18 protein-coding genes, 2 tRNA genes and 1 pseudogene are annotated in these 25,304 nt (G+C 43.5%); 8 read left to right on the top strand and 13 right to left on the bottom strand.

What is annotated here, in order from left to right; translation table 11 throughout:
* Positions 1 to 24 precede the first annotated feature (24 nt).
* From PHF18_RS02170 to PHF18_RS02150, 5 genes are all read right to left on the bottom strand, one after another.
* Complete coding sequence (locus tag PHF18_RS02170; RefSeq protein WP_300097695.1) at positions 25 to 2,319, bottom strand: CDC48 family AAA ATPase; 2,295 nt, start codon at positions 2,317 to 2,319, stop codon at positions 25 to 27.
* 183 nt (positions 2,320 to 2,502) lie between these two features.
* Positions 2,503 to 3,153: a flavodoxin family protein gene (locus tag PHF18_RS02165; RefSeq protein ID WP_367279126.1), complete on the bottom strand. Its 651-nt coding sequence runs from the start codon at positions 3,151 to 3,153 to the stop codon at positions 2,503 to 2,505.
* 329 nt (positions 3,154 to 3,482) lie between these two features.
* Positions 3,483 to 3,842 carry a winged helix-turn-helix domain-containing protein gene (locus tag PHF18_RS02160; protein ID WP_300097693.1) on the bottom strand — a complete coding sequence of 120 codons (360 nt, stop codon included), beginning with the start codon at positions 3,840 to 3,842 and terminating at the stop codon, positions 3,483 to 3,485.
* Positions 3,843 to 3,978: 136 nt separating this feature from the next.
* Positions 3,979 to 4,052, bottom strand: a tRNA-Val gene (locus PHF18_RS02155).
* Positions 4,053 to 5,561: 1,509 nt separating this feature from the next.
* Positions 5,562 to 7,352 (bottom strand): replication factor C large subunit, encoded by a 1,791-nt coding sequence (locus PHF18_RS02150; RefSeq protein WP_300097691.1) that lies wholly within the window; start codon positions 7,350 to 7,352, stop codon positions 5,562 to 5,564.
* 316 nt (positions 7,353 to 7,668) lie between these two features.
* Here PHF18_RS02150 and mtxX point away from each other — a divergent pair, with 316 nt between their 5' ends.
* The 4 genes from mtxX to PHF18_RS02130 all read left to right on the top strand — a co-directional run bounded on the left by mtxX (position 7,669) and on the right by PHF18_RS02130 (position 11,837).
* A complete protein-coding gene (mtxX, locus tag PHF18_RS02145) occupies positions 7,669 to 8,526 on the top strand; it encodes a methanogenesis marker protein Mmp4/MtxX (RefSeq protein WP_300097997.1) in 858 nt (285 codons plus the stop codon).
* Positions 8,523 to 9,116, top strand: coding sequence for a tetrahydromethanopterin S-methyltransferase subunit A (locus PHF18_RS02140; RefSeq protein ID WP_300097993.1), 594 nt, complete (start codon positions 8,523 to 8,525; stop codon positions 9,114 to 9,116). The genes mtxX and PHF18_RS02140 overlap by 4 nt, the downstream gene beginning before the upstream one ends.
* A gap of 274 nt (positions 9,117 to 9,390) precedes the next feature.
* Positions 9,391 to 10,323: a tetrahydromethanopterin S-methyltransferase subunit H gene (mtrH, locus tag PHF18_RS02135; RefSeq protein WP_300097689.1), complete on the top strand. Its 933-nt coding sequence runs from the start codon at positions 9,391 to 9,393 to the stop codon at positions 10,321 to 10,323.
* A gap of 1,157 nt (positions 10,324 to 11,480) precedes the next feature.
* Complete coding sequence (locus PHF18_RS02130; protein WP_300097687.1) at positions 11,481 to 11,837, top strand: hypothetical protein; 357 nt, start codon at positions 11,481 to 11,483, stop codon at positions 11,835 to 11,837.
* A gap of 393 nt (positions 11,838 to 12,230) precedes the next feature.
* Here PHF18_RS02130 and PHF18_RS02125 read toward each other — a convergent pair whose 3' ends face one another.
* From PHF18_RS02125 to PHF18_RS02110, 4 genes are all read right to left on the bottom strand, one after another.
* Positions 12,231 to 13,301, bottom strand: a complete 1,071-nt coding sequence (locus PHF18_RS02125) for a PGF-pre-PGF domain-containing protein (protein ID WP_300097685.1) — start codon at positions 13,299 to 13,301, stop codon at positions 12,231 to 12,233.
* A complete protein-coding gene (locus tag PHF18_RS02120) occupies positions 13,298 to 14,059 on the bottom strand; it encodes a hypothetical protein (protein WP_300097683.1) in 762 nt (253 codons plus the stop codon). Before PHF18_RS02120 ends, PHF18_RS02125 begins: the two co-directional genes overlap by 4 nt.
* A 114-nt stretch (positions 14,060 to 14,173) precedes the next feature.
* The gene (locus PHF18_RS02115) at positions 14,174 to 14,872 is read right to left on the bottom strand and encodes a hypothetical protein (protein ID WP_300097681.1); all 699 of its coding nucleotides are present in this window, start codon (positions 14,870 to 14,872) and stop codon (positions 14,174 to 14,176) included.
* A 92-nt stretch (positions 14,873 to 14,964) separates the two neighbouring features.
* On the bottom strand, positions 14,965 to 16,650 hold the full coding sequence (locus PHF18_RS02110; RefSeq protein ID WP_300097679.1) for a hypothetical protein: 1,686 nt from the start codon (positions 16,648 to 16,650) through the stop codon (positions 14,965 to 14,967).
* 1,567 nt (positions 16,651 to 18,217) lie between these two features.
* Here PHF18_RS02110 and PHF18_RS02105 point away from each other — a divergent pair.
* The 3 genes and pseudogenes from PHF18_RS02105 to PHF18_RS18025 all read left to right on the top strand — a co-directional run.
* Positions 18,218 to 19,351: a hypothetical protein gene (locus PHF18_RS02105; protein ID WP_300097677.1), complete on the top strand. Its 1,134-nt coding sequence runs from the start codon at positions 18,218 to 18,220 to the stop codon at positions 19,349 to 19,351.
* A gap of 85 nt (positions 19,352 to 19,436) precedes the next feature.
* The gene (locus PHF18_RS02100; protein ID WP_300097675.1) at positions 19,437 to 19,844 is read left to right on the top strand and encodes a cation-transporting P-type ATPase; all 408 of its coding nucleotides are present in this window, start codon (positions 19,437 to 19,439) and stop codon (positions 19,842 to 19,844) included.
* 12 nt (positions 19,845 to 19,856) lie between these two features.
* A pseudogene (locus tag PHF18_RS18025) lies at positions 19,857 to 20,132 on the top strand (cation transporting ATPase C-terminal domain-containing protein); the annotation flags it as partial.
* 550 nt (positions 20,133 to 20,682) lie between these two features.
* On the opposite strand, the gene PHF18_RS02095 reads toward PHF18_RS18025, so the two are convergent.
* The 4 genes from PHF18_RS02095 to PHF18_RS02080 form a co-directional block, all read right to left on the bottom strand.
* Positions 20,683 to 22,434, bottom strand: a complete 1,752-nt coding sequence (locus PHF18_RS02095) for a radical SAM protein (protein WP_300097673.1) — start codon at positions 22,432 to 22,434, stop codon at positions 20,683 to 20,685.
* 266 nt (positions 22,435 to 22,700) lie between these two features.
* Positions 22,701 to 22,772, bottom strand: a tRNA-His gene (locus tag PHF18_RS02090).
* A gap of 176 nt (positions 22,773 to 22,948) precedes the next feature.
* Positions 22,949 to 23,731: a sulfide-dependent adenosine diphosphate thiazole synthase gene (locus PHF18_RS02085; protein WP_300097671.1), complete on the bottom strand. Its 783-nt coding sequence runs from the start codon at positions 23,729 to 23,731 to the stop codon at positions 22,949 to 22,951.
* A 300-nt stretch (positions 23,732 to 24,031) separates the two neighbouring features.
* Positions 24,032 to 24,232, bottom strand: coding sequence for a hypothetical protein (locus tag PHF18_RS02080; protein ID WP_300097669.1), 201 nt, complete (start codon positions 24,230 to 24,232; stop codon positions 24,032 to 24,034).
* 471 nt (positions 24,233 to 24,703) lie between these two features.
* Here PHF18_RS02080 and PHF18_RS02075 point away from each other — a divergent pair, with 471 nt between their 5' ends.
* Positions 24,704 to 25,231 (top strand): reverse transcriptase domain-containing protein, encoded by a 528-nt coding sequence (locus tag PHF18_RS02075; protein WP_300097667.1) that lies wholly within the window; start codon positions 24,704 to 24,706, stop codon positions 25,229 to 25,231.
* Positions 25,232 to 25,304 lie beyond the last annotated feature (73 nt).

Below are 25,304 nucleotides of genomic sequence, written 5' to 3'. Positions count from 1 at the left end.
AATAAATATATTATATTTTCGTTTTTAGATATAAGAGGGGTTTTCTATTTCCTTGGACTTCTTGGTCCTCAGTTCGCCTTTAATAGCTTCATAATATTTCATGGTATCTGGAGTAACTGAAGGCCCTGTATCTGCAATCGCTTTAAGGAAATGTTTCTGTTTGACGTTTTTTGCATGGAGTTCTTCGCGCAGGGCATACCTTCCTGCCTTTTTGCATATGGCTGCGAGATCTGCACCTGTGTACTGGTCAGTCAGGTCAACAAGTTCTTCGATATCCACATCCTCTGCAAGAGCCATCTTCTTTGTATGGACCTTGAGGATTTCCCTCCGGGCCCCTTTATCCGGGATAGGCACAAGGATAAGTTCATCAAAGCGCCCTGGACGGATCAGGGCCGGGTCTATGATATCAGGACGGTTGGTTGCACCAATCACCACCACACCCCGGAGCTCTTCGAGCCCGTCCATTTCGGAAAGGAGCTGATTAAGGATCCGGGCTGTAACCTGTGGCTCTCCTGCGGAGATCCCACGGATGGGAGCAAGAGAATCAAGTTCATCCAGAAAAACAATGGAAGGAGCAACCTGCCTTGCCCGCATGAAGACCTCGGCAATCCTCTTTTCGGACTCCCCGTACCACTTGGAGAGGAGGTCGCTTCCTTTGGCTGTGATGAAATTGGCATCGGATTCATGGGCAATAGCTTTTGCAAGAAGGGTCTTTCCAGTGCCCGGAGGCCCGTAGAGGAGAACGCCTTTTGGAGCTTCCACTCCTATGTCCCTGTAAGACTCAGGGTTTTTAAGCGGCCATTCCACGGCTTCTTTTAAGAGGCATTTTACATCTTCTAAGCCTCCCACATCGTCCCAGCTGACATTGGGAATCTCAATAAGGATTTCCCGAATGGCTGAAGGCTGGACTTCTTTCATGGCCTCTTCGAAGTCTGCTCTTGTGACCTGCAGGGTATCCAGGAGTTCTTTTGGGATCTGGGGTTCTTTCAGATTGAGCTTAGGGAGGATACGCCGAAGAGCACTCATGGCAGCTTCCCGACAAAGTGCCGCAATGTCAGCTCCCACAAACCCATAGGTAATCTGGGCGAGGTCCCTCAGGTTTACATCCTCGGTAAGAGGCATCCCCCTGGTATGGATCTGGAAAATCTCAAGCCTGCCTTCGGTGTCAGGAACCCGAAGTTCTATTTCCCTGTCAAACCTGCCTGGGCGGCGCAGTGCAAGGTCCAGGGCTTCGGGGCGGTTTGTTGCGCCTATTACGATCACGTTCTTGCGGCTTTTTAAGCCATCCATGAGGGAAAGAAGCTGGGCAACCACCCTTCTCTCTACTTCCCCTGTGACCTCTGCTCTTTTTGGGGCAATGGAATCGATCTCATCCAGAAAGATAATTGCAGGGGCATTCTTTTCAGCCTCATCGAATATATCACGGATCGCTTTTTCAGATTCTCCGTAGTATTTGGACATTATTTCCGGGCCGTTGATGGATATGAAATAAGCATCGGACTCATTTGCAACTGCTTTTGCAAGCATGGTCTTGCCCGTTCCGGGAGGGCCGTGGAGCAGCACCCCTTTAGGGGCGTCAATCCCAAGCCGGTCAAAAAGTTCAGGATGTTTCAGGGGGAGTTCTATCATTTCCCTGACTTTTGTAATGGCGTCTTTGAGCCCACCCAGATCTTCGTACATAACAGTAGGAATTATCTGTTCAGGTGGAATTTCCACGGCTTCTGGCAGGAGTTCGATTTCTGTCATGTCCGTGATCTTTACGATCCCCGTCGGGGATGTAGAGACGACCTGCAGCTTGATTTCCCCAAGCCCGAAGGAGGGGCCAAAGCCCTGCCCGAAAAAGTCCTGGAAAAAGTCATCGAACATGAGCCCCTTGTTAGAAGTATCTCTATCCCTGGACTTCCTTAAGCTGGTGGTGGAGATAAAGTCTCCTTTTGAAACCGTACGGTTCATGAAGACCGCACTGAGCGTCTCACTGGGAGCAAAGATCTGCATACCCCTCGTAACGGGAGACAGGGTAACATGCTTTGCTTCTTTCCATTCGGCTTTCCGGATTTCCACATATTCCCCTATGCTTGTCTTTGCATTGGTACGGATAAGTCCGTCCATACGGACAATATCAAGCCCGGCATCACTGGGATAAGGACGGCCTATAAGGGCAGAAGTAGATTTTCCACCTCTTATCTCCACTACATCAAAGGGTTTCAGGCCCAGTATCTCCCTGAATCTTTCGTCAATTCGGATAATTCCTTTTCCGACATCCCGTTGATCGGCTTCTGCAACCTTAAGTTTTACAATCGATTTATCCCCCTCAATCAAATAATCCCCTTCTTTTCCATTAGAAAAATATTATCCTGAAAAAAAAACATACAACTTTTGAATAAATAAACGTAATATGTGCATATAAATTGTTGTGTTTTGATAGTAAGTAATGAATGCAGATATTAAGTCCAACCGGGGGACATTTAAGGATTATATATGGATATTAAGGCTGTTTTGGCTTCAGTCACTTACCCTCTTTGCCTCCTCATCAAGCTTTTTCAGGTTGGTAGGAATAGGGTTTTCTTTGAGAAGCTTTGCGAAGTACACAAGATTATGTGCCATGTATCTGACTGTCCGATTCGTATAAAGGTGCTTTTCCCCTCCGGCTTCGATGTAACTTGGCCCCGGACCTGCATCACCAACCCAATAACAGTCAACATTGGGAGGCACAGTACATCCGAGATGGGTCAGGTTGAAGAGTGTGGTTGCAGCAACATTGTGCGCCCCATCTTCATTACCGGTGACTATAACCCCTGCCACCTTCCCATAAAGAGGATACTGCCCTGTTACGGGATTCCCATCCATATACGTCCCGTCCAGCCTTTCGAGGACCAGCTGGGCCACCGAAGAGCGTACGCCAAACCAGATGGGAGATGCTATAATCAGGATCTCACAGGCTTTTATTTTTTCAAGTATGAAGGGCCATTCGTCTCCGTTCCCTTCATCTGAAGAAACCCCGAAAGCTATATTGTAGTCAACAAGTCTTATGACTTCACTTTCAACACCAAGTTCTTTAAAAATAATCCCAGCCCTGTCAATAAGAGCACGGGTATTCGATACCTGAGGTGATTTTTTAAGTGTACAGTTCAAAAAAAGTGCCTTCATCGCCATAGTGTATATGTTTCCAAATGCCGTTATATATACGGGGGCGCATAAATGTTCAGAAGGATTATTACTTAACTAAGCCTTGTTATGGCTTTATTGCCTGACTGCCGGCTTCCTTCTGAAGCCATGATTCCTCTTTTATTTTCTCGGAGGGGCTCGTCACTCAGTCTTTGGTAAAAAATGGGTGGAGATATATTTAATAGATTGAGGAAGATCAAAAACCGGATAGACAGAAAATAGAATAGACAGAAAAACCGGATAGACAGAAAATAGAAAAAATAAAAAGAAAGCATATGAACACAAAGTAAAAAATCTAAAGAGAAAAAGGAAAAATGTTAAAGTTTAAGCTCTTTAGCCATTTCCTGAAAAACTTTTCCTTTATCAGTCGTGATGAAAACACCGTTTTCGTGCTTGATAAGCTCTTTCTCTTTCAACATTTCCAGATATTTCTGAGCAATGTTAAAGTTAAGATTTACCTCATAAACGATATGTGTTTTCTTTGCCCCGTTCATCGCCACTCTTAAAATATCTACTGCAATATCTGTCCTGCTCCTTCTCTTCAATACTGATTCCTCCCCCACTAGATATTCAAAATAATCTTTGTAAGACTCAACGCTTTCAAAATATATTAAAGCGTATCTTTTTGTAGGTAACAAAGATTCTAAGTCTTTATCGTTCCCCTTTCTATATAACAATATCAGTATTATATAAAGTCTTAAGTTTTAAAAAGAAAATTAAATATGCAGTTGATACATAATAAAAAACATGAACTACTTCTATTCAAAAAAAGCTACTCGGTTTTAAAATCTGGTTAAAATTAAAAAAATTAAGTGGGCCCGCTGAGATTCGAACTCAGGATCCCCGCCGTGTAAAGGCGATGTCATGACCGACTAGACCACGAGCCCAATTTGCTATAAGTCATATTTTTTAGATGATCGCTTTACAAGCAATTGCTTGAAATGCAAACCCAACATGTCACTAGTTATATATATGTCTTTTGTTTGGATAAAACTTTATAATATTATCACCAATGATAAATCACTATATATCCCGAAGTTTTCACCAATTATTCTGGATCAAAGACTGAGAGCTGAAACAGAAATATAATGTTAAGAGACCATTTTGAGAGTATGAGAATCCCTGCCATTTGAACACACTCTTTCTGCATTTTTTACAACAGAAGTAATACAAGCAAAATATATTTATACAATATTAGCCTGATATAATATGTGAGCGGGTCTCTCTTTTGTAAGATAACCCCAACCCCCCAACACCCCAATTCATACTCCCCAACTCGCTCACACTAATTCTATTAATATCTCACACTAATTTTATTATTACCTGTTCAAAAAGCATTGTTAATTGCCCACAAATTATTATATATCTACAAAGGTTAGCTGATACTCAAGTAAGTGCTATCCTTTCTTATCCGTACTTCTTCCAGTGTTATTAATCCATTATCTGACTGCACGGGTTCCAGAAAAATATTATTTTTAAGAACATTTTGAGAATATATTAACTATAAGACTGTAATTATATATTGCGATGTATTTTATAGAAAGGTATTTATAGTATGTAATATTACTCATGCATAGTGAGCGGGTCTCTTTTCCATAGTATAACCCCAAACCCATATCCCCCAACTATTCCCCAACTATTCCCCCAACTATTCCCCCCAACTCCCCAAGCCCGCTCACAAACTATTCTCATGGCTTTTTTTTCTCAACTTTATTTCAAAATAATATTATTATCTCAACATTTTGTAACTTTGTTCAAACCATTCTCAACTTTACCGGCTCTTCGTTGTTTTGTGTGAATAGCCTTATCAGAACCAACGCGATCTTGAATTGAAAATCATCTTATCCATAGAGAATGACGAAGAGCCACTTTCCTTATATAATCTCAATTACACCTGCAGTATCTCAACTTCTCTTAACTTATCTCAACTTCTCTTAACTTATCTCAACTTCTCTTAAACCGTCCAAGTTTATTTAAATTGTCCTCATACGGAGTACAGTTTTATAATAGAAACCTTCTGAAATTCCAGTCCGAATTTCCCAAACACCCCAACACTTCTTTATTCATTCAAAGTCAACCCTTATTTATTCAAAGTCAACCCTATCAGTTCCGCTTATATAATACTTCAGGTCATTTTTCGCAGCAGTTAGGGTTTTTTATAGCGTTAAAGATGGTTTAGGTTTCAAATATATCTGGGCTGCCAAGCCCACTAAAAATCAGGACACAGCACCTTTTTTCTAAAACTGAACCGGGGTAAAGTAATAAAATGAAGCATGCATAAACCAACTATCTAAAGAAATATAAATTTAAAAAAAGTGTAGGGAAAATAAAAAATAACTTTTCTGGATTGGGGATTCCAGAAAAGAAATAGTGGACTATTAGCGCTCCAGACACATTTAAAAGTCGAAAAGTGTTTTCTGGTTTTTAGGCTCGGCTTTTTTCAAAACTTCTCCTGTGCTATCCTGCATGCCTGCGGAGGTTGAAGCTTCATCAGATATCCTTTGTTTTGACGGGGCGCTGTTAGCTAGAGCCTTCTTTTTTGAAGATATAGGGGAGATTTTCTTCTCTACAGATTCAGAAACAGGTTTCTTTTCTGGAAGGGGAGTGGAAAAAGAAAAGAAATTATTTCCTGCAGGTTCCGGACCATCAGGCAGTATTTTCCCTGAAGTCTCTTTTTTTTCGTGAATCTCCGAAAGTGTGTCAAATCCCATAAGAAGGGTTTTCTGCCCGTCTTCCGAAGGCTGAGAATCAGAAACTTCAGATTTGCCGGCCTGGACCCCCTTTTGAGTCCCCTTTTCGTCCTCCGAAATAATAACAGGACAGCGGAGGGTTCTCTGCTTATCGTCTGCTGCAGGGGCAGAAGCCTTAAAAAAGTCAGGTTCTTCAGTTTTATCTTTATTTTCCTCAATAAGCTTCTGTGCCTCATCGTAAATTTTCTGCAGCTTTTTGCTTGGCTTTGCGCTTCCTGAGAGGTACATCAGCTCTTCAAGCTCAAGCTCGAGGTTTGCAGTAACTTCAACTGCAGATTCCTCATCCTTCAGCATTCGCGAATAAAACCCTAGAAGGTTATTCCTCGAATAATGCATTGACTCAAAACTATGCTCCCCGATTTTTGAAGCGATATTGTCTCGCATGTCCCGCTTCGAACGCGTCTGCCCGAGCCTTCTCCAGAGTGAAGGCTGCTGGTATTTGATAAAGCCGGGATACGATCTTGTCTTTGAAAGGGCAGCCCCGCAGACCATAAGCATGCTGGCATACCTCCACATCCTGTAATTCTGGCGCTTTTTTACCCGCCCAAGATAAAGATCAGCCTTTGAAATATATTCAAAACCTGTCCTTATATCTTCAAGGTCACCGTCCTTGCGGGCATACTGAATAGGCAGGTTTTCATCGATCCAGTGCACGAGATCTTCAGGACTTTCATCAAGCCCACGTGCAGATTCAAGAGCCTTTTTACAGTCAGTGCTTTTAAAGATCTTCTGCATCGCCTTAAAGATATTCTCCTTGACGTCCCTGCCTGAAGTCCCGATATCCTCAACTTCGAGTGTTTCCTTCCCACTCGCTGCAGCCTGAAGGTCATTCATGGCACTCCTGAAGTCTCCACCCGCATTTTCTGCGATATGCAGGACAGCTTCCTGGCTGCAATGAACTCCCTCAGCCTCGCAAACCTTCTTCAAAGCAGGGATCATGGAACGACTCTGCACGGACCCGAATTTTATTTCCAGGCATAGGTTCCGGATTGTGGGTGTTAACCCGTAAATGTCATTCGCAATAAGCACGATCGGCTGGAGTGTGGATTTTATAATCCCGGCAATAGCCCTCATTCCACCCCTGTCCGAAGTCCCATGGATATTGTCCGCCTCATCAAGGATAATAAGACGCTTTCCACCAAAAAAAGTATTCATTGACGCTGCAGAACCAGCAACCTTCTCAATAACACCTGCAGTCCTCTGGTCACTTGCATTGAGTTCAATGACCTCCCAGTCCAGATCCCTGCCAAGCGCATGAGCACTTGAAGTCTTCCCTATCCCAGCAGGCCCATAGAGTATCACTGCCCTTCTCTCAGGAATCCCGGATTGCCATTCCTCAGCCCATACCCTGAAATCCTGCACTGCCTTCTTGTTCCCCACGACATCTTCAAGGATCCGGGGTCGGTATTTTTCAGCCCATTCGATTGCCGACATCATCTAAAACCATACCAATAAAAAAGGAACTCATTATTAACTGTATATGTTTCAATTTTTTGAATAAGTTCTCAGCATGTACTCCTACAATTTTTCCCAGAACCCCTTTTAAGAATAAAACATCACTTATAAATCAGTCCTCCGACCTAGACAATGTTAATTGCCCATCAAGTAGTCCTCTTGAGCGCAGCGAAAAGGACCGCGTACTCCCGAGGCGCAATTCGGGTGGCGCAACTAGGGCGGGAAGGGCAAAATTAATTAATGATTGTGTTTGTTTTTCTTTGAACTACTTCAAATCTTACATAAAAGTCTGATGGATATGGAAAAGAACGGCATGTATGCCCTCCTTGAGGCTATCGAATCACGAGCCCGGTCGAACAGGGCAAGGGTAGCTATGGGAATAAGGGACCCAAATCCCAAAACTCTTGAAAGTGCATGGAGAGCCCAGGAACTGGGATATGCACAGGTTGTCCTTGTAGGGAACAAAAAAGAAATTGACGAGATAGGGACAGAACTTGAGGTTGTGGATACTGATGACCCCGAAAAAGTCCTTTCAGAACTCCTGGTTTCAAGAAATGTGGATGCGGTTATAAGAGGCACTGCAAAGGCATCCGGAGCTATTTCAAACCTGAAAGAAGCCCTTGGAATGAAAAGGGTTTGCAGACTTGCCCTGCTTCTGACGGCGGACGGAACACCGTTCTTCCTTGCCCCTGTTGGAATAGATGAAGGAAACACAATCAAAGATAAGCTACGTATGATTACCCTTGGTGCAGAGCATATAAAAAGGTTAGGGGTCGAGCCTGTAGTAGGAGTGCTTTCCGGAGGCAGGATAGGAGATATCGGAAGGGACAGGCGCGTGGACAGAACCCTTGCGGATGGAGAATTTGTAACAGGACAAGCTCTGGAACTTGGGATTAATGCCAGGCACTATACCATTCTTATTGAAGACGCCATAAAGGAATCGAACTTCATTGTTGCCCCTGACGGGATCTCAGGCAACCTTATTTTCCGGACCATTGCTTTCCTTGGCGGAGGCGACGGACTCGGAGCTCCGGTATTATTGGACGATTATGTGTTTGTGGACACATCAAGGGTAGGCGGGCATTTCACAAAAGCCATCATGCTTGCAAGTGCACTATCCGACCTTCACAAGGAAAGAAAAAAGGTGATTCACTGAAGACAATTGCAGAGAGCTGGCCCCCTGTAAAAGGGGACTACGTTACAGGAAAACCGGACTCCAGGATTGCAGTCGTAACCCTTGCAAGCAACTTTGACGCCTGCCCTGATGCCGCCATCTGGGGGAGTTCAAAGACTGAAAACCTGGGTGTCGAAAAAATAATTGTAAACGTAATTTCAAACTCCAATATCCGGTATGTCCTGGTCTGCGGGACCGAGTCACGGGGCCATCTGGCAGGCCATTCCCTGCTTGCAATCCACGCAAATGGGATTGACGAAAAAGGCAGGATTACAGGTTCTCAGGGCGCAATTCCCTTTATAGAAAATATCTCAAGAGATGCAGTCGAACGCTTCCAGCAGCAGGTTACTCTTCTGGACAGAATAGGGTTAAACGATCCCGAAGAGATCCGGAAGCTCGTTGAAGATTATAAGGATAAGGGCGAAGCATACCCTGAAGAGCCCATAGTTGTCTGCGCCCCAAAAAAGAGGCAGTCCTCTTTTGCAGTCCCCACTTCAGGGGATGTGATAATCTCAGAAGAATTCGTAATGGATTCAATGGCAGGAATTATCTGCCTGGCAAAAAGCCTCTGATCCTCCAATCCGGAGATATATTAATTAGAAAATATATTTTTAATCAGCATGATTTATATGAATGTTTTGTAATTAAGGGATGTTTTGTAATTAAGGGATGTTTTGTAATTAAGGGATATTTTGTAATTAAGGGATATTTTGTAATTAAGGGATGTTTTGTAATTAAGGGATGTTTTGTAATTAAGGGATGTTTTGTAATTAAGAGAGTTAATTAGATTCCTGACATCAAAAGAAGTAAGTGAATTTGAGAAGTGTGAATTTTGAGGGCGTAAAAATGTTTAAGTTCCAGAAAGAACAGGAAATTGTTAACATTGCAGGGGTAAAGATAGGCGGGCAGCCGGGAGAACTACCTACCGTACTTGCAGGGACTATTTTTTACAATAAACACGAAATCGTAGAAGACGCGGCAAAAGGACTTTTTGACCGGGCTGCTGCCGAAAAGCTCGTAAACCTGCAGGAGTCGGGTTCGGATACTACCGGAAATCCCCATATGGTCCATATATTTGGCACAACCCACGAAAGCATTACGCGCTATATTGATTTTATTGCAGAGGTCTCGGATTCCCCGTTTCTCATCGATTCCCCCGAAGGGACCGTGCGTTCACATGCAGCACAGTATGTGAGTGAAATAGGGCTTGCAGACAGGGCAGTCTATAACTCCATAAACATGAGCATAAATGCTTCCGAAATAGAGGCTCTTGCGCAGTCCGATATTGACAGTTCTATTATCCTCGGTTTTAATGCAACGGACTCCTCTCTCCAGGGCAGGATGGAACTGCTCGAAACAGGGGCAGGGCTTTTAGAAGAGGGGCTTCTCTCAATTGCAGACAGGTGTGGAATAATTAACAAGCTTATCGACCCTAGCATCACCCCTATGGGAAACGGAGCTGGAATAGCTCTCAGAATGACCATTACCGCAAAAGCAAAATGGGGACATCCCACAGGCTCGGGAATTCATAATGCTCCTTCAGCCTGGAACTGGCTGACCCGGCAGAAAGAAAAAGACCCGGTTCTGTATAAAATCTGCGACATAGGCTCAACCTGCCTGCAACAGGCGGCAGGCGGGGATTTCATTCTCTACGGCCCGATAGAATATGCCCCATACGTTTTTCCCATGGCTGCGATGAGCGACATCATGATTGCTGAATCCGTGGCTGATCTGGACATCGAGCCTGCAAACAGACACCCGATTAACCTGCTGGTTTAATTTGCTTGAAGGTTTAATTAGTTTGAACAACCAGCTTGATTCTTCTGACCCGCAGTCATTTTACTTGTGACAGGCAGAAAGCCCCTTGCTTTAGCTTGCGGGATGAATGGCGTAAACTTCTCTCATTTTCGCTATCTTCTAACCTTGAAATACTATTCAGTCCTATACGATGTACTGAATTCCTAAGCGATAACCAAGCCAAGGAAACCAGAAATATTTGTATTAAATAATTTTTCACCTCTGGGACAGAGGGTAGAGCCTGTGGACTTGTGAACGGTAGTTCGAGGTATGAAGCAGGAAGCCTCACAGCTTTAGCGGGGGGTAGTTCACCACGCCGTTTAATGTCTGAATTATCAGTTCGGCTTTCTTTAACCTGCTGATTTTTTTCTTTTTATTGCAGCCAGCAGTTCAGCCAGCATTTAAGTGATTCCTCATTCATCGGTTACCATTATTCGGGAATATCCGAAGTGTTTCTCGATAGTTTTTCCTCGCACTTCATCTTTTTTGTCTGAAAACCGCTCTCCTGCGTCGAGCGTGACAAAAACGACACAATAAGGCGAATGACGTTGTACGGGTCATAAACATTTTTAATTCTGTCCTCTTGAATTACACTCACTGTTAAAACCCATCAAGTAGTCCTCTTGAGCGCAGCGAAAAGGACCGCGTACTGTTGCGATTACATCGCAACTCCCAGAAAATCTTCGATTTCCTGAGATCCCAAAGCGCAATTCGGGCAGCGAAAAGGACCGCACACTGTTGCTATTACATCGCAACTCCCAGAAAATCTTCGATTTTCTGAGATCCCAAAGCGCAATTCGGGAGGGACAAAAACGATATGGTATGGAGAAGAAGGTTGTATGGGTCAGAGTTCTAAATTTCGAGCCGGCATTATATTCTTTGTATTTGAGACTCTTGTCCATAAAAATCTGAAATGGTGCTATTAAAGCCAAATATTAATTTAAAAAAGTTATGCGGTCAAAAAATATCTTTTGTAGTTAAAAAACAGCTGTCGAGATCAAATATTGGCGCATTTTTAAGCAGCGTGACGCCTTTCAGAAATTTTGCATCCAAAAGTATTTACTCTTCAGAAGTAGATTTAGGTATAAAATTTCTTGAAATGGGAGATTACCAGTGGATTAAGATAGAGGGATGAGATAATGGCTATAATAAAGAATAAAACTGACTATACTATCCGGTTTGTAGCTTATCGAGCTGATGGGTCCGAAATGCCTCAGAAAGCTACAAAGATTCCACCAGACAATAGCCGATATGTAAGTGAGGAACACTCAGGGGGAATTGACTGGTTTATCATAACGGCTTTTCTTCCGGAAAGCAATATTAAGGATCATGTAGATGTGGACATCCTGCCGGCTGTAAGAGATGGTGATGATGCTCTTACATTTGCAAAAATAGGAATTGAAGAGAAGTTTGTGTTTGCAGAAGATACCGAAAAAAAAGAATTTCATTTTTACCATGATGAAGACGAACCAGAAGGAGAAATCCAGGGCTGGTGAGCTAATAAAAGTAAGTTAATAAGCCGGAAAAACTTCAAGATTTCAGGCTACATCTTTCAAAAATATTTTCTTTTTTGACTTATTTACTTTTGAGTGATTTAATTTTGCCTGATTTACTTAGGAACGATACAAATATAATATCAAGGATTTTGTTGCCAAGAATGGTTATTGGGGGAAATGGAACTGGAAATCGATTCCCAAACTGAAATTTAGAAGTTATATATTTATCATTCCTTCGTCCTCTTGCGCGCAGCGAAAAGGACCGCGTACTGTTGCGATTACATCGCAACTCCCAGAAAATCTCCGATTTCCTGTGATCCCGAATCACAACTCGGAAAAGAAAAGAATAAGCAGCTTTAGATGCTGCTTCAAACTGGGAATTTATTTAGGCATTTAAAACTTTCTTCTTCTCATGATGCCGTATGCGGCTCCAACTGTTCCCAGAACAGCTGTTAATTCAAAACCAGGCGTAGAGCTTGCAGGTTTTTCAGGTTCTGATTTCACATCATCTCCCGAGGTTTCAGTCGGAACAGGCTTGACATCTATCGAACCAGATCCGTCTTTACCAGATGCAACAATTACAAAGGGTCCGAACCCTGGGGTTCTGGCTTCGAAGTAGACGTATGTGTCGTTTTCCTCATCTATTTTCATGGTCTCAAGTTTGCTCCATGAATCGTTATAGTACCAGAGGCTTAACGAATCCGTATCAACCTCGTTTTCTTCTAGCCAGGCCTTGTTGACTCTGAAACCAATGACTGCGTTTTCGAAATTGTCAGAATTTGCGATCCCTCCGGAACCCACCCAGATGTTCACATTCTTATAAACCGTGCCTTCAGGCAGGCTTGAAACCAGCTTTGACTGGCCTTTCAGCATTTCGGCAATAGTAGTGATTCTCCCGAGAGTTTTCCTGGCGTCAAACTCCACATACCTTATGCAGGTTACACCATTTGGAAAATCAAACCTTACATTTGTTCCATTGGTGACGACTGCCTGGGAAAGCTCTTTAGCTTCAACATTGCTCTGAGACTCGAGGGGACCTCCAGATCCACCTGAACCTCCGGAGGTTATGACCCTGATGGATGAACGGGCAGGGAGGACAGAGAATTCATTTTTATTGATATCCCTTAAAAGACCCGTGAACTGGTATGTGCCAGTTGATGCAGGAGCTTTAAGGGTGTAGCTGAAGCTCTTTTCAGTCATCAGCAGGAAGGAAACCTCGTCTCCGTTTACAGTTACAGCTTCCTCCGGAAGGGTTGAGCTGACGTATGTGAAACCTGCAGGAAGTTTTTCCAGAACCTGACCGGCTGCACCATAATCGGCTACATTAACCGTTACCTGAAACACCTCATTGGTGCTAACTGAAGAATAAAGAGTCCTTTCTGCACTGCCTGCAGAAGCCGGTGCTGTGCATAAGACCAGGGTCAGGAGCAGTACAAAAGCAATTTTAAACTCAAACCGTTTCATATCCGATCCCACCCGTCAGCAAAGTAAATATCCAGAATTGCGTATTTGCTCCTGCTGGAGATTTCATTATTATTTACAATGTTGTTGATTTCTTCGGCAGAGAAACTCTTATCAGCGCCTCCATACCTTGTCGTGAGCTCATCTTCTGAAACTACGGTGATCAAGATGCTGTCTTCATCCGTAACTGTATTCCCGAAGTAATCCGTAGCTGTAAGGGCGAGTTTAAACATTCCTGCCTGAGTACTTCCTACATTGCAGGTATAAATGCCTCCGTCTTCGAGTGTCAATGGAACCACTTCTCCACCTATGGGAGTGAGATCAATGGTTACTGACAGAACCCCGGACAAGTCATCCGAGACTTTTGCTCTGATAGCTGAGTAATCCTTTCCGTCATTCAGGATGTACACAGGAGATGCAAAGCAGTTTTCTATGACTGGAGATACAAAATCTCCTTCGAAAGTAAGATCGAGTCCCTTTACCGGCGTAGCGCCTTGCTGGTAGGTCACGGAGACAGGCTCGGATTCAACGAGGCCCAGCTTGAAGATTATCTGTTTTCCGTTATCCTCCTCGGTACCCGAGACTAATAGCTGGTATTCTCCTGCTTCATCGATAGTATTACTGCCAGCAAGCTCAGAATCTATATAAGCTGAAATAATAGTTCCTGCGGGTGCATCGGCATCGCCTGTAATCAGCTTTCCTTCAAACGCATTGGGAATCGAAGGAATACTGCTGGCAGATGCAACCGGAATAAGGGACATGCCCAGTACCAGAATAACCAGACACGATAAAATTTTTAAGTATTTGTCCTTGATGGTCACCATATCACCTTGAGATTTTCACGTTACCCGTGCAGATCCTTTTACAAAGATCTATCAGGGCTTCTTTCTCGATTCCCTCCCGAAATTGGATCCGAAAGTTAGTAGAATGAGGCCTACAACCGCATAAATAATCTGAAAACCTGGAGTACTGCTTGTTTCAGAGGAATCTTCAGACGACTCTGTGCTCTGTTCAATCCCGGTATCTTCACCTGAATCGGCAACTGTATTTTCCGGGACCGTTTTTTCCTTAACTGTTACATTCTGTTGAGGAACTGAACTTTCAGTAACCTCAGCTCCAGAAGCTTCCGATTCATTGATTTTTGCCGCTCCGGAACTTGAACTTGGTGTTGAGCTCTTTTTAGAACTCCCGGAATCAGCTACAGCACCGACCGAAAGTTCGACGGACGAGACTACCTCTCCGGATTTCCAGTCAAAACTCTTTCCTGTATCCTTCCCATCAACTGTAAAGGTAATTGGTTTTCCTTCATCCTCAGCTTTTCCGGAAATATAGAAAGTGAAATCTCCCGAGGAAGTATTTACGAGAAACTCTTCTACCTGCTCTCCATTAAGGTAAGCTGCAACAACAGTGCCTGTGGGAGCCGGAGTCCCATCAATCAGGGCAACTCCCTGCACTGTCATCGGGAGCAGAGGGACCGGGATTTCTTCCCCTGCCATACCTGTATGAGCAGCTGTTATGAAAAATAACATAAGTACAGCTGTTCCCAATAAACTATTTTTTAATATCCTGTTCATGATTTACCTCCGATTGCTACGCAAACAAGAAAAAAGAAAAAACCTTTCAGCCTGACTGGCTGAAAAGTTACTTGTTTTCGAAATTTCACCCTTTACAGGGGCAAGGTATCATTTTCGGGCAAAGTATCATTTCCGGGAGCGGTATTCACGTCGATCCCCACACTTTCGATGGAAGCATAGGTACCGTCTTCCTTCATGAAGATCCAGTATCCCTGTCCTGGGCACATAAGGCCCTCAGACTGAAGGAATTGAACCGGGAATGCAGCCACGGACTCTTCTGCACCGACCAGGTCCCAGATTCCAAGAGAGATGGTGCCGCCCCAACCTTCATTGTGAGAATACGTGATAAGGTTGGAGAACTTATATTCTGAACCCAGCAGGCCCTGCAATTGCAATGAACCCAGTGTCTTGGACCAGTGTACAGGCACTGTAGAGGTGTGCCCTATCATCTGCCAGCCGGGAGCGAGGTCAAGAGAGGCGGGTAAATCGGGAGTTGTACCATCAATTGACATTGGCTTGAACTTCACATTGCTAACGCTAGCTTCCGGAGTGTAGACCCAGTAACCCTTACACGGTTCGATAGTCTTCGGGAATTCCCAGCAGTTACCGGTCCAGTAAATTACTGTGCTGGATTCTCCAAAGACCGAGTCTGGATCCGCATTGAAAGTAGCCAGATTCTGAGGTACGGATTTCAGGTTCCAGCCTGCATCAAGCATGAGGGTCATGTCTTCGTATGTCTGAACCGGGCCGCAAAGGGCAACGTTGTCGTTGCAGTTGCCAGCCTTATCCAGGGCAATAACAGCTACCCAGTAGTCCTTACCGTAGACGAGGGGCTTCCCATCATACGTTCCAATGTTCATATACATATAAGTGCCAGCGTCATAGATCATGCTTACAGGCACTGCCTGTTTCATGTCCAGAATACTCGAGGGCATGGAATCGCTGATGAGAATTACATATGGATTAAATGCAAGATCGCCGTCGATGTTTTTATCCCAGCTAACGTACAGTCCGGGCTCATCGTACGTATAGTACCATTCTGTGTTGCTCAGTGAGTCCAAAACACACAGGTTTGCCACAGCAGCCGGGGCCGTAGTATCAACAGAGAACAAAAGTGGAATAGGTTCAGAGACGGTACCCGCACAGTCAGTAATACGCACGGTCCATGGTATGTTCTCTGCATCTTCAACCATTGCATTTACTAAATAGTAGTTAACTTCATCTTCTCCAACAACTAACGTGCCGTCCTTTACTTTCATACCGTTAATAAGCAGTTCGTAATCGAAAGGCAGCCCTGCCCCTCCTGAAACACTGAAGTTAAATTCCGGGTTTGCATAAACGAACCCACCATTCGGGGAAATGAGGGAAACCTGAAGTCCATTAAAGTTTACATAGAATTTCCGGACTTCACTTGTACAGTTATTCCCGGATTGGTCCTCGATATAAACGGAACAGTTGTGAGGGCCATCAGAGAGGAGACCTGCGTAGGGAATTTCTTTATACTGCCCTGAGGTCATGCTCCCGGAACCGTATTCAGCAAAAGGTTCTCCGTCGATGTACACCTGGTAATAAAGGTTCTGGGTATCATCCTGAGAGGTGAAATTGAATATAAGAGGATTCTTCATGCTGACGACGGCGAGTTCCGCCGGGGAAATAAGTGTCACGTTCGGGGCTACGGTGTCCCCATCCGTATTGACAGGATCAGTCACCGAAACCAATACAGCATCTGTATCCTCTGTATTTTCACCTGCACTTACTGTTCCTGCTAAAAGGAACATAATTAGCAGCGCACTAAATAGTAGTAATTTTTGTTTCATATTCTACACCTAGATTCCGCAAATGTTCAATTTAAGTCCAATTTTGTTACATTGAATATTATATTATACAAAATAATATAATGAAGTTCGCGAGTTGTAGCAGATCCAGTTAGTTATAACACAATCCTATAAACAGTCTATAAATTCTGAACTTAATTATCAGCAAAAAAATAAACAAAACAAGACTGTGGAAAATTTACAGTTTTTTACAGTTTTTATTCATAAAACTGCTTTTCACCTCACCCCCGGAGCCTAATTAATCGGATCAATTTTATCCTCGATTAGTAGATGAGAAAGCCACCAAATATCCGAAACCCTTTCAGGCAGGAGTTGGTAAGCCTTTATCTCTGGAGCAACAAGTCTGAACCCCATTAATTCTTGCGCAGCAGGGAAATTATGAACCAACCCCGTTTTTATGCCAGTGCTGACCAGTCAGCCGGCACATCAGACATATACCTATTAATCGCAAACAGTAAATTCGCCAATAGGTAAATTACGATGAATTCTAAACACCCCACATTGAATGTAATATATGTCTTTTAATATTATCACTTGATGATAATATGATATAACATATGCAAATATTGGATATAAAGCTTTCTAAAAATTATTAGATACTAAATATACTCCAATATAAAAAATTTATGTTCAATAATAATGATTTTTTTGAAAATCGGTTTTTTAAACACCCTAATATTTTATATGAAGATGCGTAAAAACCCGAGTCTTCAGCTTCGTGGGAGATAAGCGTCAACTTTCTCACGCTCTCTTGTTATTAATTCTGCAAACTTATTTTGATTTTGAAGTCTATTACCCTGTGCTGAAATCCCATGCTGAAATACCAAAGCAACACCCAGGCACGGGTAGAGGTATTTTGCTTTCACCACAATGCGATTCTCGCAAGTTGGTTAACAGGGCAAACTTAACGATCATACTCACTCTTTAAGGGCTAGAGACGGTGCTAGCGAAAACTGGAATCCGAAAGGGAAGCTCAAGTACATCTTTTCACCGGACATGGGGTAGAGCCTGTTTGACTTGTGGACAATAGTCAGAAGGATGACACAGGAAGTCTCTGAGTCTTTACAGGCTGTTCGACAATTACTTTCAGCAAGAACTTAATTCCTTTGTTTACGATTTAAAGGCTTTAAACACCTTATTTTGCACATGTTTTTGCCCTGAAATGGAATTGTCGGACAGCCTCTTTAGCTCAGGGGTAGTTCACTAGATCACCACAAAGAAAATATAAAAAATGTGATCACTCAACATTAAAAGACTTATTAAGAAGCAATGAAAAAAAATCATGGAAATTGAAGGAGTCATATTATCACTCTAAAAAGCATATATTATTCAAAAAAGTACATTCTGTTCCAAAAAGAATAGGCTGTTCTAAAAAGTATCTGCTATTCTAAAAAGTATCTGCTGTTCTAAAAAGTATCTGCTGTTCTAAAAAGTATCAGCTCACAGATTTAAATGTGAAGAAACCTAATTTACCAAAAGACATTTTTACGCAATAAGGGAGTAACTAAAAATGAAATATACCTTTCAGGACTCTACAGAACTTCCTGTTCAGAGGGATTTTATCCAGGATCTGCAGGATTTCATAAGGATTTCAAAAGAAGCAATACCTCTCGAAAAATCAATTATAGGGATAAAGCAGGGGAATAAGGAAGAGACAGCAATCTCTCAGAGCAAGCTCGAGGAGATAGACAGGTTCCAGAAAGACGTCATTGATTATATAGAAGAACGTGCGCAGGGAGTCAAGTCAGAGGAGATTCTTGAAATTAAAGCAAAAACAATTGAGGCCTCTTCAACCGTATCCCTATTAAAAAAGAATGAAAGGCTTGAAGACATTGATAGGCAAAACAGGCTGGCACTTATGGAAGCGCAGCAGCTTGAAACCAGGATACTCACAACCCTCAGCCCTTTTTTTGAAACAAGCATCTATGGAGTCGAGAATGCCTATTATGCCTCAACTGAAGACAAAGAACTGAGGGGACGGCAGGTCAGTTCAGTTAACGGCTTACAGTACGAGTTTGAACTGAACTTTGCGTACAGTTCACTAAAAGTTGAGGATATTCACGAACTCACCCTGCCTGTATGGGCAAAGAGCGGAATCCTGTCCCGGGAAGAAAAAGTAAAGAAGATGGATGTATCCGATTTCCATATTATGAGTATCGAGTACGAAGGAGACAGTGTCAGGACAGTGCTTCAAGACAAGGACGCAGAGCACATGTTTACAATCTCTGCAGATGACATGACTCTTCTGATCCTCTATGGAGACCATGATATAACAGGAGACGAAAAACTGGCTCCTCTTATAGACAGTGAAGCGCTCTATATGTTCACAGCAAAGCTCAAAGAGTTCTTCACTAAATCCATCGAATCCAGAAGTCTCAAGCGGGTCCTGCTGGACGACAAAAACGCTGTTGAAGAGAACATTGTGTTTGATTGCCTGAAACTTATAGCTGGGATATATGGGAAGCTCGTAAGGGAATGCATTGAAAAGGGGTACACTAAAGAGGAAGTTACAATTAAGATGGAGGAGTCTGCAAGCGTCCGGACCGAAAAATACATTTCTAAGTCTGAAGCTGCAAGCGAACTCTCATCCATAGGAAGCGAGGGCATGGAGCTTGCCAGAATTCTGGGAGTTACAGACGCCTGAGAAAAATTAAGCAAAAGAAGGAGACAGCCAGCTGGTGCATAAGGAGAAATAACTTGCTTTCTGGAGTGTTCCTGTATCTTAAATATTGCAGGAACTCCAGACAAGAAGCGAAGGTCTGAAGGGCTCTGAAAGCAGTCAACGCCTTAAAACTTATGGAGCCAATATTCTTAAGCCAAAAAATAGATCGGATGCTCTGAATATCCTGCTTTCCCAATTCAAGAACCTGGTTACCCTTATTCTCCTATTTGCTACCGGGCTGTTTTTCTTTCTCCACGACCCCGCAGACACCTTGATTATTGTAGCTATTGTCCTGATAAGCAGTATATTGGGGTTCTGGCAGGAGAAAGGAGCTGCAGATGCCTTTGAAAAACCTCACCACTGGGATATAGGTTTCATCCGTAAGTTTATGATGGCATTTGGAATTACCAGTTCGATCTTCGATTACCTCACTTTCGGGGTTTTGCTTCTCCTTTTCCCGGGGATGACAGAATAGTTCAGGACCGGCTGGTTTCTTGAATCTGTCATTTCAGCGTCCCTGATAGTACTTGTAATCCAAAGCAGGAAACCTTTTTTCAGGAGCAAGCCTGGAAAATATCTCCTTATTGCCACCCTGCTGATCGGAATTCTGACTCTTGGCTTCCCCTTTACCTCGTTTGCCGTCCCATTTGGATTCAAACCTCTCCCGGTTTCAGTCATTTTAATTCTTGGAGCCATTGTGGGACTGTATATCCTTACAGCTGAAATAGTAAAGAAGATTTTTTATAAAAAAGTGAAATTTTAAAATATCTAGAAATGAGGCCTTGCTGCCCTGCAAGAAAATTTCCTGTTTTCTAAAATTTCTCTTCCTTATAGTCGTCCAGATTTTCAATCTCAGTACAATCTGTTCCGTCAGACAGAAAAGGTGTGAAAAGTATAACTGAGAAAAGGAGTAAAAATGTCCCAAGCATTTTGGACTGAGCCTCAAAAGTAGCATAAAACATGAAAATTCCAATCATGACCCATACAATAAAACTCAACTGAAAAGCAATCTTTACTCTATATAAATGTTCTACGCTATCGCTCAAGCAACTCCCCCTTAACTACCCCATTTAAAATGATTTGGGATTGAATAAATAGCTGTTTATTTGAAAGATTCGGAGCTTTAAATATGAAAGGTTCTGAGTTTTAAGATCAAGAAATTGGAGATATTGACAGACTGAAAAAGGATTTTCCGGAATAAAATATTCCGATTTCAGGACGCAGATTTGTAAAAAATCTTAGAAATAGTAGAACGCCGGAAAAAGAAGGGAAAAGAAGGAGTAAAGCAGATTTAGAGCCTCAGATTTAGAGCCTCAGATTTCGATAAAACTGATCACTTTTTCTCCCTCACTTACCCTCTTTAGAAAATCCTCTCTGTCAGTATAGGGAATTCCGACAGCTATAGAATCAGCCGCTTTTCTGCCGATGCCCGGAATTTCCCGGATAAGGGCAAGAGATGCGGTGTTTATATGCAGGGGATTGGGAATTCCGGTAATCGAACGCATTCCGTGTCCTGTGACAGTAATGTCCGTGAACTTCCGCAGGGGAAGAAGGGCAGGAACCCCCACAAGCAGGGGATAAGAGCCAAGCTGCCTTCCGAAAGTGATCCCTCTGTCATGCACCTCACACATTACATCTCTCAGTACCGTTCCTTCCGGCACGACCCGCCGAAGCATTGGAAGGTCGATGTTCTTCCTGACCTGTTCCTTATAGTCCAGAAAGAGTTTCTTGTGCTTCCTGGTTGCTTCGTCCCTACCGTACATTGGAGTTCCGGGAAATGTCATGACCTGCCGGATATTAATTCTTCGGAGAAGCAGCCCTGAATCAAGCACCTGCTGCAGGAAATCGTAGTTCAGCTGGAAAGTCTTTTTCGTCTCCCCCATCAGCCCGTGGACAAAATTAATGCCCGGGAGAATTTCCGGAAGCCCATTTGCCCCGCGCACGGCTCCAAGCCTGTTTACCAGTTTGATCGCCTCAAAAACTTCTTCGGAAGTCGCCTTGAGGGAATTTGCTGCAACCACATTCGGGTCAGCAGTCTCCATCCCAAAGGCTGCTACATCTCCAGAGGTATGATATTTGATAATTGTCTTCAGAATCTGCTCTGACTCTTCGGGGTATGTTGCAAGGGTTATCGGGTTTGCGTTGTCCATGTGAAGCACGGAAAGCTCAGGTGCGGAATACCGGATTCCGCGGTAAAGCCTTTCAAGGACCTCAGGCACGGGTTTGGGAACAGGCCCTCCGGCATCGGTCCCGTGGTAAGTAAAAAGGTCAGGCTGCCTTCCTAGTCTGAAATAGCGGGCTCCATGGGAATAAAGTGCAGAGACTTCGGAGATAACATCCTCTACAGGCCTGTAGTCCGAAGCCCCATAAAATGGCTCGGTGCAGAAAGAGCAGTGGACCTGCCTGCCGCAGCCCCTGTAGGTTTCAAGCTCGCACATGCAGTAAGGGTAGTCCGGGTGCTGCCGGATCAAAAAAGCCCCTTTAGACCCCCAGCGCCCTATCTCGGCTGTTGTCCTGAATCGGTGGTCAACGGACTCCGGGGCTTTCAGCTTTGCAGGAAAGCTTCCACTGCTTCCACTGCTTCCACTGCTTCCACTGCTCCCTTTCCCGCCAGTCCCGTCCTCAAAAAGATCGTAAATAAAAGCCTCGATGTCCATTTTTGCAAGCACGGCTTCTCCCAGGCTTATCCCGCTTTCCGTCCCCTTTGCAGCCCTACCACCTTCGCTACTGAAACCGAGCCTTATCGGGCCGCCTATGACCTTTACCCCGCTCGCAGCCTGAAAAATAGTTTCAATCTCTCCAGGCGTTACCGGAGATGCCCGAAGGTATTTTCCAGGCACGGTCATGCCTGCAATAATGATCAGAAGGTCTGCCTTCCCTATAAGTTCACCAGCCCCGGGCGGGTTTTCCCGCAGGGTGTCGATGGTCAGGTAGTGAATCTCGTTTTCGGAAAGCCCGCGCTCTCTAAGAGCTCCTGCTATGTACCGAGCGTAAGGAGAAAGGTATGGAGGAACCCCGAGGCAGGCGGGTTCGTCCACATAACCGTCTATAATGAGTGCTTTCATGGCAGTTCTCGTTTCCTTTATTTGATAATTGAAGTTGGAAGCATATGAAGTTGGAAGCATATACAGTGCAGTCGGATATTAGATACAGGCGATTGGTAGATGCAGTAAGGTTATAGAAACATAGTGTAAGGTAACTGTAATATAGAGCAGATTAAGAGTAGATTAAGAGCAGATTATAAAATAGATGTCAGAAACGATATAAAAAACACTGCTGCAGAAAAATACTGTAACCACAGAATATAAAAAAAGCATTAAAAGATATTTAGGGCCGGGACCGAGAATCGAACTCGGATCGTGGCCTCCACAGGGCCACAGGATAACCTCTACCCTACCCCGGCCACAGGGTCTGGTACTTCAGGTTTGAAGCAACCTATAGAAGGAGTTTATTTATATAAAGTTTTTGCCGGAAAAAGCAGGAGACCCTTCTTTGAGAAGGGAGGGATTCTGCTACCCGGCATTCCAGACAGGTAAAAACCCGATATCTGGGAGGGATTTAGCGGGTTTCAGGCAAAAATCAGATATTTTTGAATATGTCAAGGGCAAGTTTTGCAGCCTTTTCCCCGGAAAGGAGCATGCCTCCGAAGACAGGTCCCATTCTCGGTGCACGGGTTGCGGCATTTGCAGCCATGCCTGCAACAATCAGCCCGGGGTAGATCTCCTGGGTTGCGTCCACGGCCATGCGCTCGCCGACCTCAGACCACATTGGCTTTTCCCCGAGCATCCCGAGTTCTCCGATCTTTGCATTCGGGATCTTCCGGAGAATCGTGTTGCAGACAACAGCTTCATGCCCTGTCCCATCGATCACGAGTTTTGTGCGGATCATGAGAGGGTCCACATGCAGGCGCTGGGTTGTGACAGGCCCCCAGTTGATGACTATGCCGGTAACCCTGTCGTTCTCCCGGATCATGACGTCCTCAAAGCTCACAAGGTTAAAGACCTCAGCCCCTGCAGACGTTGCCCCTGCAATCAGCTTCCCGACGGATTCCACGGAATTTGCCACATAATACCCGGGCTGGTACTCCTTATACCTGATTCCAAAGTCATCCAGGACGTGACAGGCTTCTTCCTGCACAACTATGCGCGGGAACATCATGCCTCCAGCCCACATGCCGCCCCCGAGTGACAGCTTCTGCTCATAAATGGCAACCTTTGCCCCGGCTTCAGCCAGGTATTTTGCAGCCACCAGATTTGCAGGTCCCCCTCCTACAAGTGCTACATCGATGTCCGTGTAGTCAAGGAAGGTTTTAGAATACTCTTCAAAAATTGCCCGTGTGATTATGACTTCGTCGAGTTCCATTTTAATCTCTCATAAAGTTGTAGGATTGAAATTCCGGGGAAAACAACCCGGCATTTTAAGAAGTAAATCACGGAATTGTTAACCCTGATCCGTACCATTAAAATTCACATTTTGATAATGGGCATTCCTTTTAAAGTTGTTGGAACTAGTAAGGGGGGAAAGGAAAGAGAAAAGTAATAATCCTGAAATGGCTTCACATATGGCACAGCAGGAGTTTACAAAAGACACCTGAAGCCGGAATTTTTTATCTGCAAATATTTTCCGGATGACAGGGATTCAGTTTTTCACGGCTAGAAGGTTTTAGAGATTGAAAAAATGGACTCCAGATTTTTTGATCAATTGAACTTCAAGCAGAGGGCGTATTTTTCGATTTTGATCTTTGCTCATTGCCGGGGTTCCAGTTTCGTAGCTCGGATACCATGCCCGCCCAAGCTCGAAGAAGGAGAGTGATCTGCCTTTAAATTTAATGAATAAAATAGAGTCAACACCTTTTTCTGGCATTTATGTCTTTTATGCAATTTTTTAATCTTACCTGGCAAAAAGGGCCAACCTCGCTTCGCTCGGAACAATAACACCCGGGATACAACCCCAGTTACTTTGGATAATTAATGAATAAGAGATCAAATTTGAACAGACCCTGGACAGGGGTTAGACGAGTTTGAATGAAAGAAGGGCAGTGGAATGATGCTCATATTCAGGAGCGCAGGGAATTTAATTTAGAGCGAATTTGTGGTCTATAAAGCCGCTATCCGGAGTTAATTTTTAAGATTCCCAGGGCTTGTGAAGGCATAGGAGATGATTAGAATATAAGATAATTGAAAAATGTAACTCCATTCCAAGTAACCCCTTACTTAATAAAAATTTATATACAACTGACGCCGTATATTACATACATTAAACAAAAAAAATAGATGTATAATTTTTTTGATTGTACATTTATTGTTATTTATTATTAATAATTGGGGTAAACTTATGGATGTAAGTAATTCAGAGACATTAAAGGTAAGGACAGCTACCCATAATGAAATCAAGAAAACGGCTGGATTCGATAGTGAAAGAAGGTCTACAGCACAAACCAATATTGGAAGTTCACAAGATGCTTGTGAACAGGTGTTTACCTGTCTCTGCAATAAAAACTCTGCACAATGGATCCTGAAAGGGAACGTCAAAGGTTGTTTCGACAAAATCAACCATCAATGGCTAATAAACAATATTTTGAGAGATAGATCTGTTAGAAATCAATATTTTAAGGCCGTTTTTGATTCTAAATATCATCTGAACCCAAAAAAAACTGTAACTCTGCGAGAAGAAATCATATCGCCCATTATGGTGAACATAGCTTTAGATAACATAGAACAATTGTTGTTTACCAAATACAGTACAGGTAAAAGTGAGAAAGACAACTTTATCGTAAAATGTCAAAACGAAGTAAACTTTGTCAGATACGCTGATGATTGTGCGCCACGAAAGCGCACTCATGCGACAGTTCCTGTCGCATGAACTGTAGCTATGCTGCACAGAAGATGATGGTAGGCCCCTCGGACTCGCTATACAGGTAGAGATTCCAAACCAC

Origin of the sequence: Methanosarcina sp., assembly GCF_028693135.1 — an archaeon.
Classification (GTDB): domain Archaea; phylum Halobacteriota; class Methanosarcinia; order Methanosarcinales; family Methanosarcinaceae; genus Methanosarcina.
Note: the sequence above shows the minus strand (reverse complement) of the source record. Positions and strands in the feature narration are given on the sequence as shown.

Coding starts and splice junctions, on each gene's coding strand:
- PHF18_RS02165 (WP_367279126.1), bottom strand. CDS start 3,153: ATGGCGATGAAGGCACTTTTTTTGAACTGTACACTTAAAAAATCACCT.
- PHF18_RS02150 (WP_300097691.1), bottom strand. CDS start 7,352: ATGATGTCGGCAATCGAATGGGCTGAAAAATACCGACCCCGGATCCTT.
- mtxX (WP_300097997.1), top strand. CDS start 7,669: ATGGAAAAGAACGGCATGTATGCCCTCCTTGAGGCTATCGAATCACGA.
- mtrH (WP_300097689.1), top strand. CDS start 9,391: ATGTTTAAGTTCCAGAAAGAACAGGAAATTGTTAACATTGCAGGGGTA.
- PHF18_RS02130 (WP_300097687.1), top strand. CDS start 11,481: ATGGCTATAATAAAGAATAAAACTGACTATACTATCCGGTTTGTAGCT.
- PHF18_RS02125 (WP_300097685.1), bottom strand. CDS start 13,301: ATGAAACGGTTTGAGTTTAAAATTGCTTTTGTACTGCTCCTGACCCTG.
- PHF18_RS02120 (WP_300097683.1), bottom strand. CDS start 14,059: ATGTCCCTTATTCCGGTTGCATCTGCCAGCAGTATTCCTTCGATTCCC.
- PHF18_RS02115 (WP_300097681.1), bottom strand. CDS start 14,872: ATGAACAGGATATTAAAAAATAGTTTATTGGGAACAGCTGTACTTATG.
- PHF18_RS02110 (WP_300097679.1), bottom strand. CDS start 16,650: ATGTTCCTTTTAGCAGGAACAGTAAGTGCAGGTGAAAATACAGAGGAT.
- PHF18_RS02105 (WP_300097677.1), top strand. CDS start 18,218: ATGAAATATACCTTTCAGGACTCTACAGAACTTCCTGTTCAGAGGGAT.
- PHF18_RS02095 (WP_300097673.1), bottom strand. CDS start 22,434: ATGAAAGCACTCATTATAGACGGTTATGTGGACGAACCCGCCTGCCTC.
- PHF18_RS02085 (WP_300097671.1), bottom strand. CDS start 23,731: ATGGAACTCGACGAAGTCATAATCACACGGGCAATTTTTGAAGAGTAT.
- PHF18_RS02080 (WP_300097669.1), bottom strand. CDS start 24,232: ATGCCAGAAAAAGGTGTTGACTCTATTTTATTCATTAAATTTAAAGGC.
- PHF18_RS02075 (WP_300097667.1), top strand. CDS start 24,704: ATGGATGTAAGTAATTCAGAGACATTAAAGGTAAGGACAGCTACCCAT.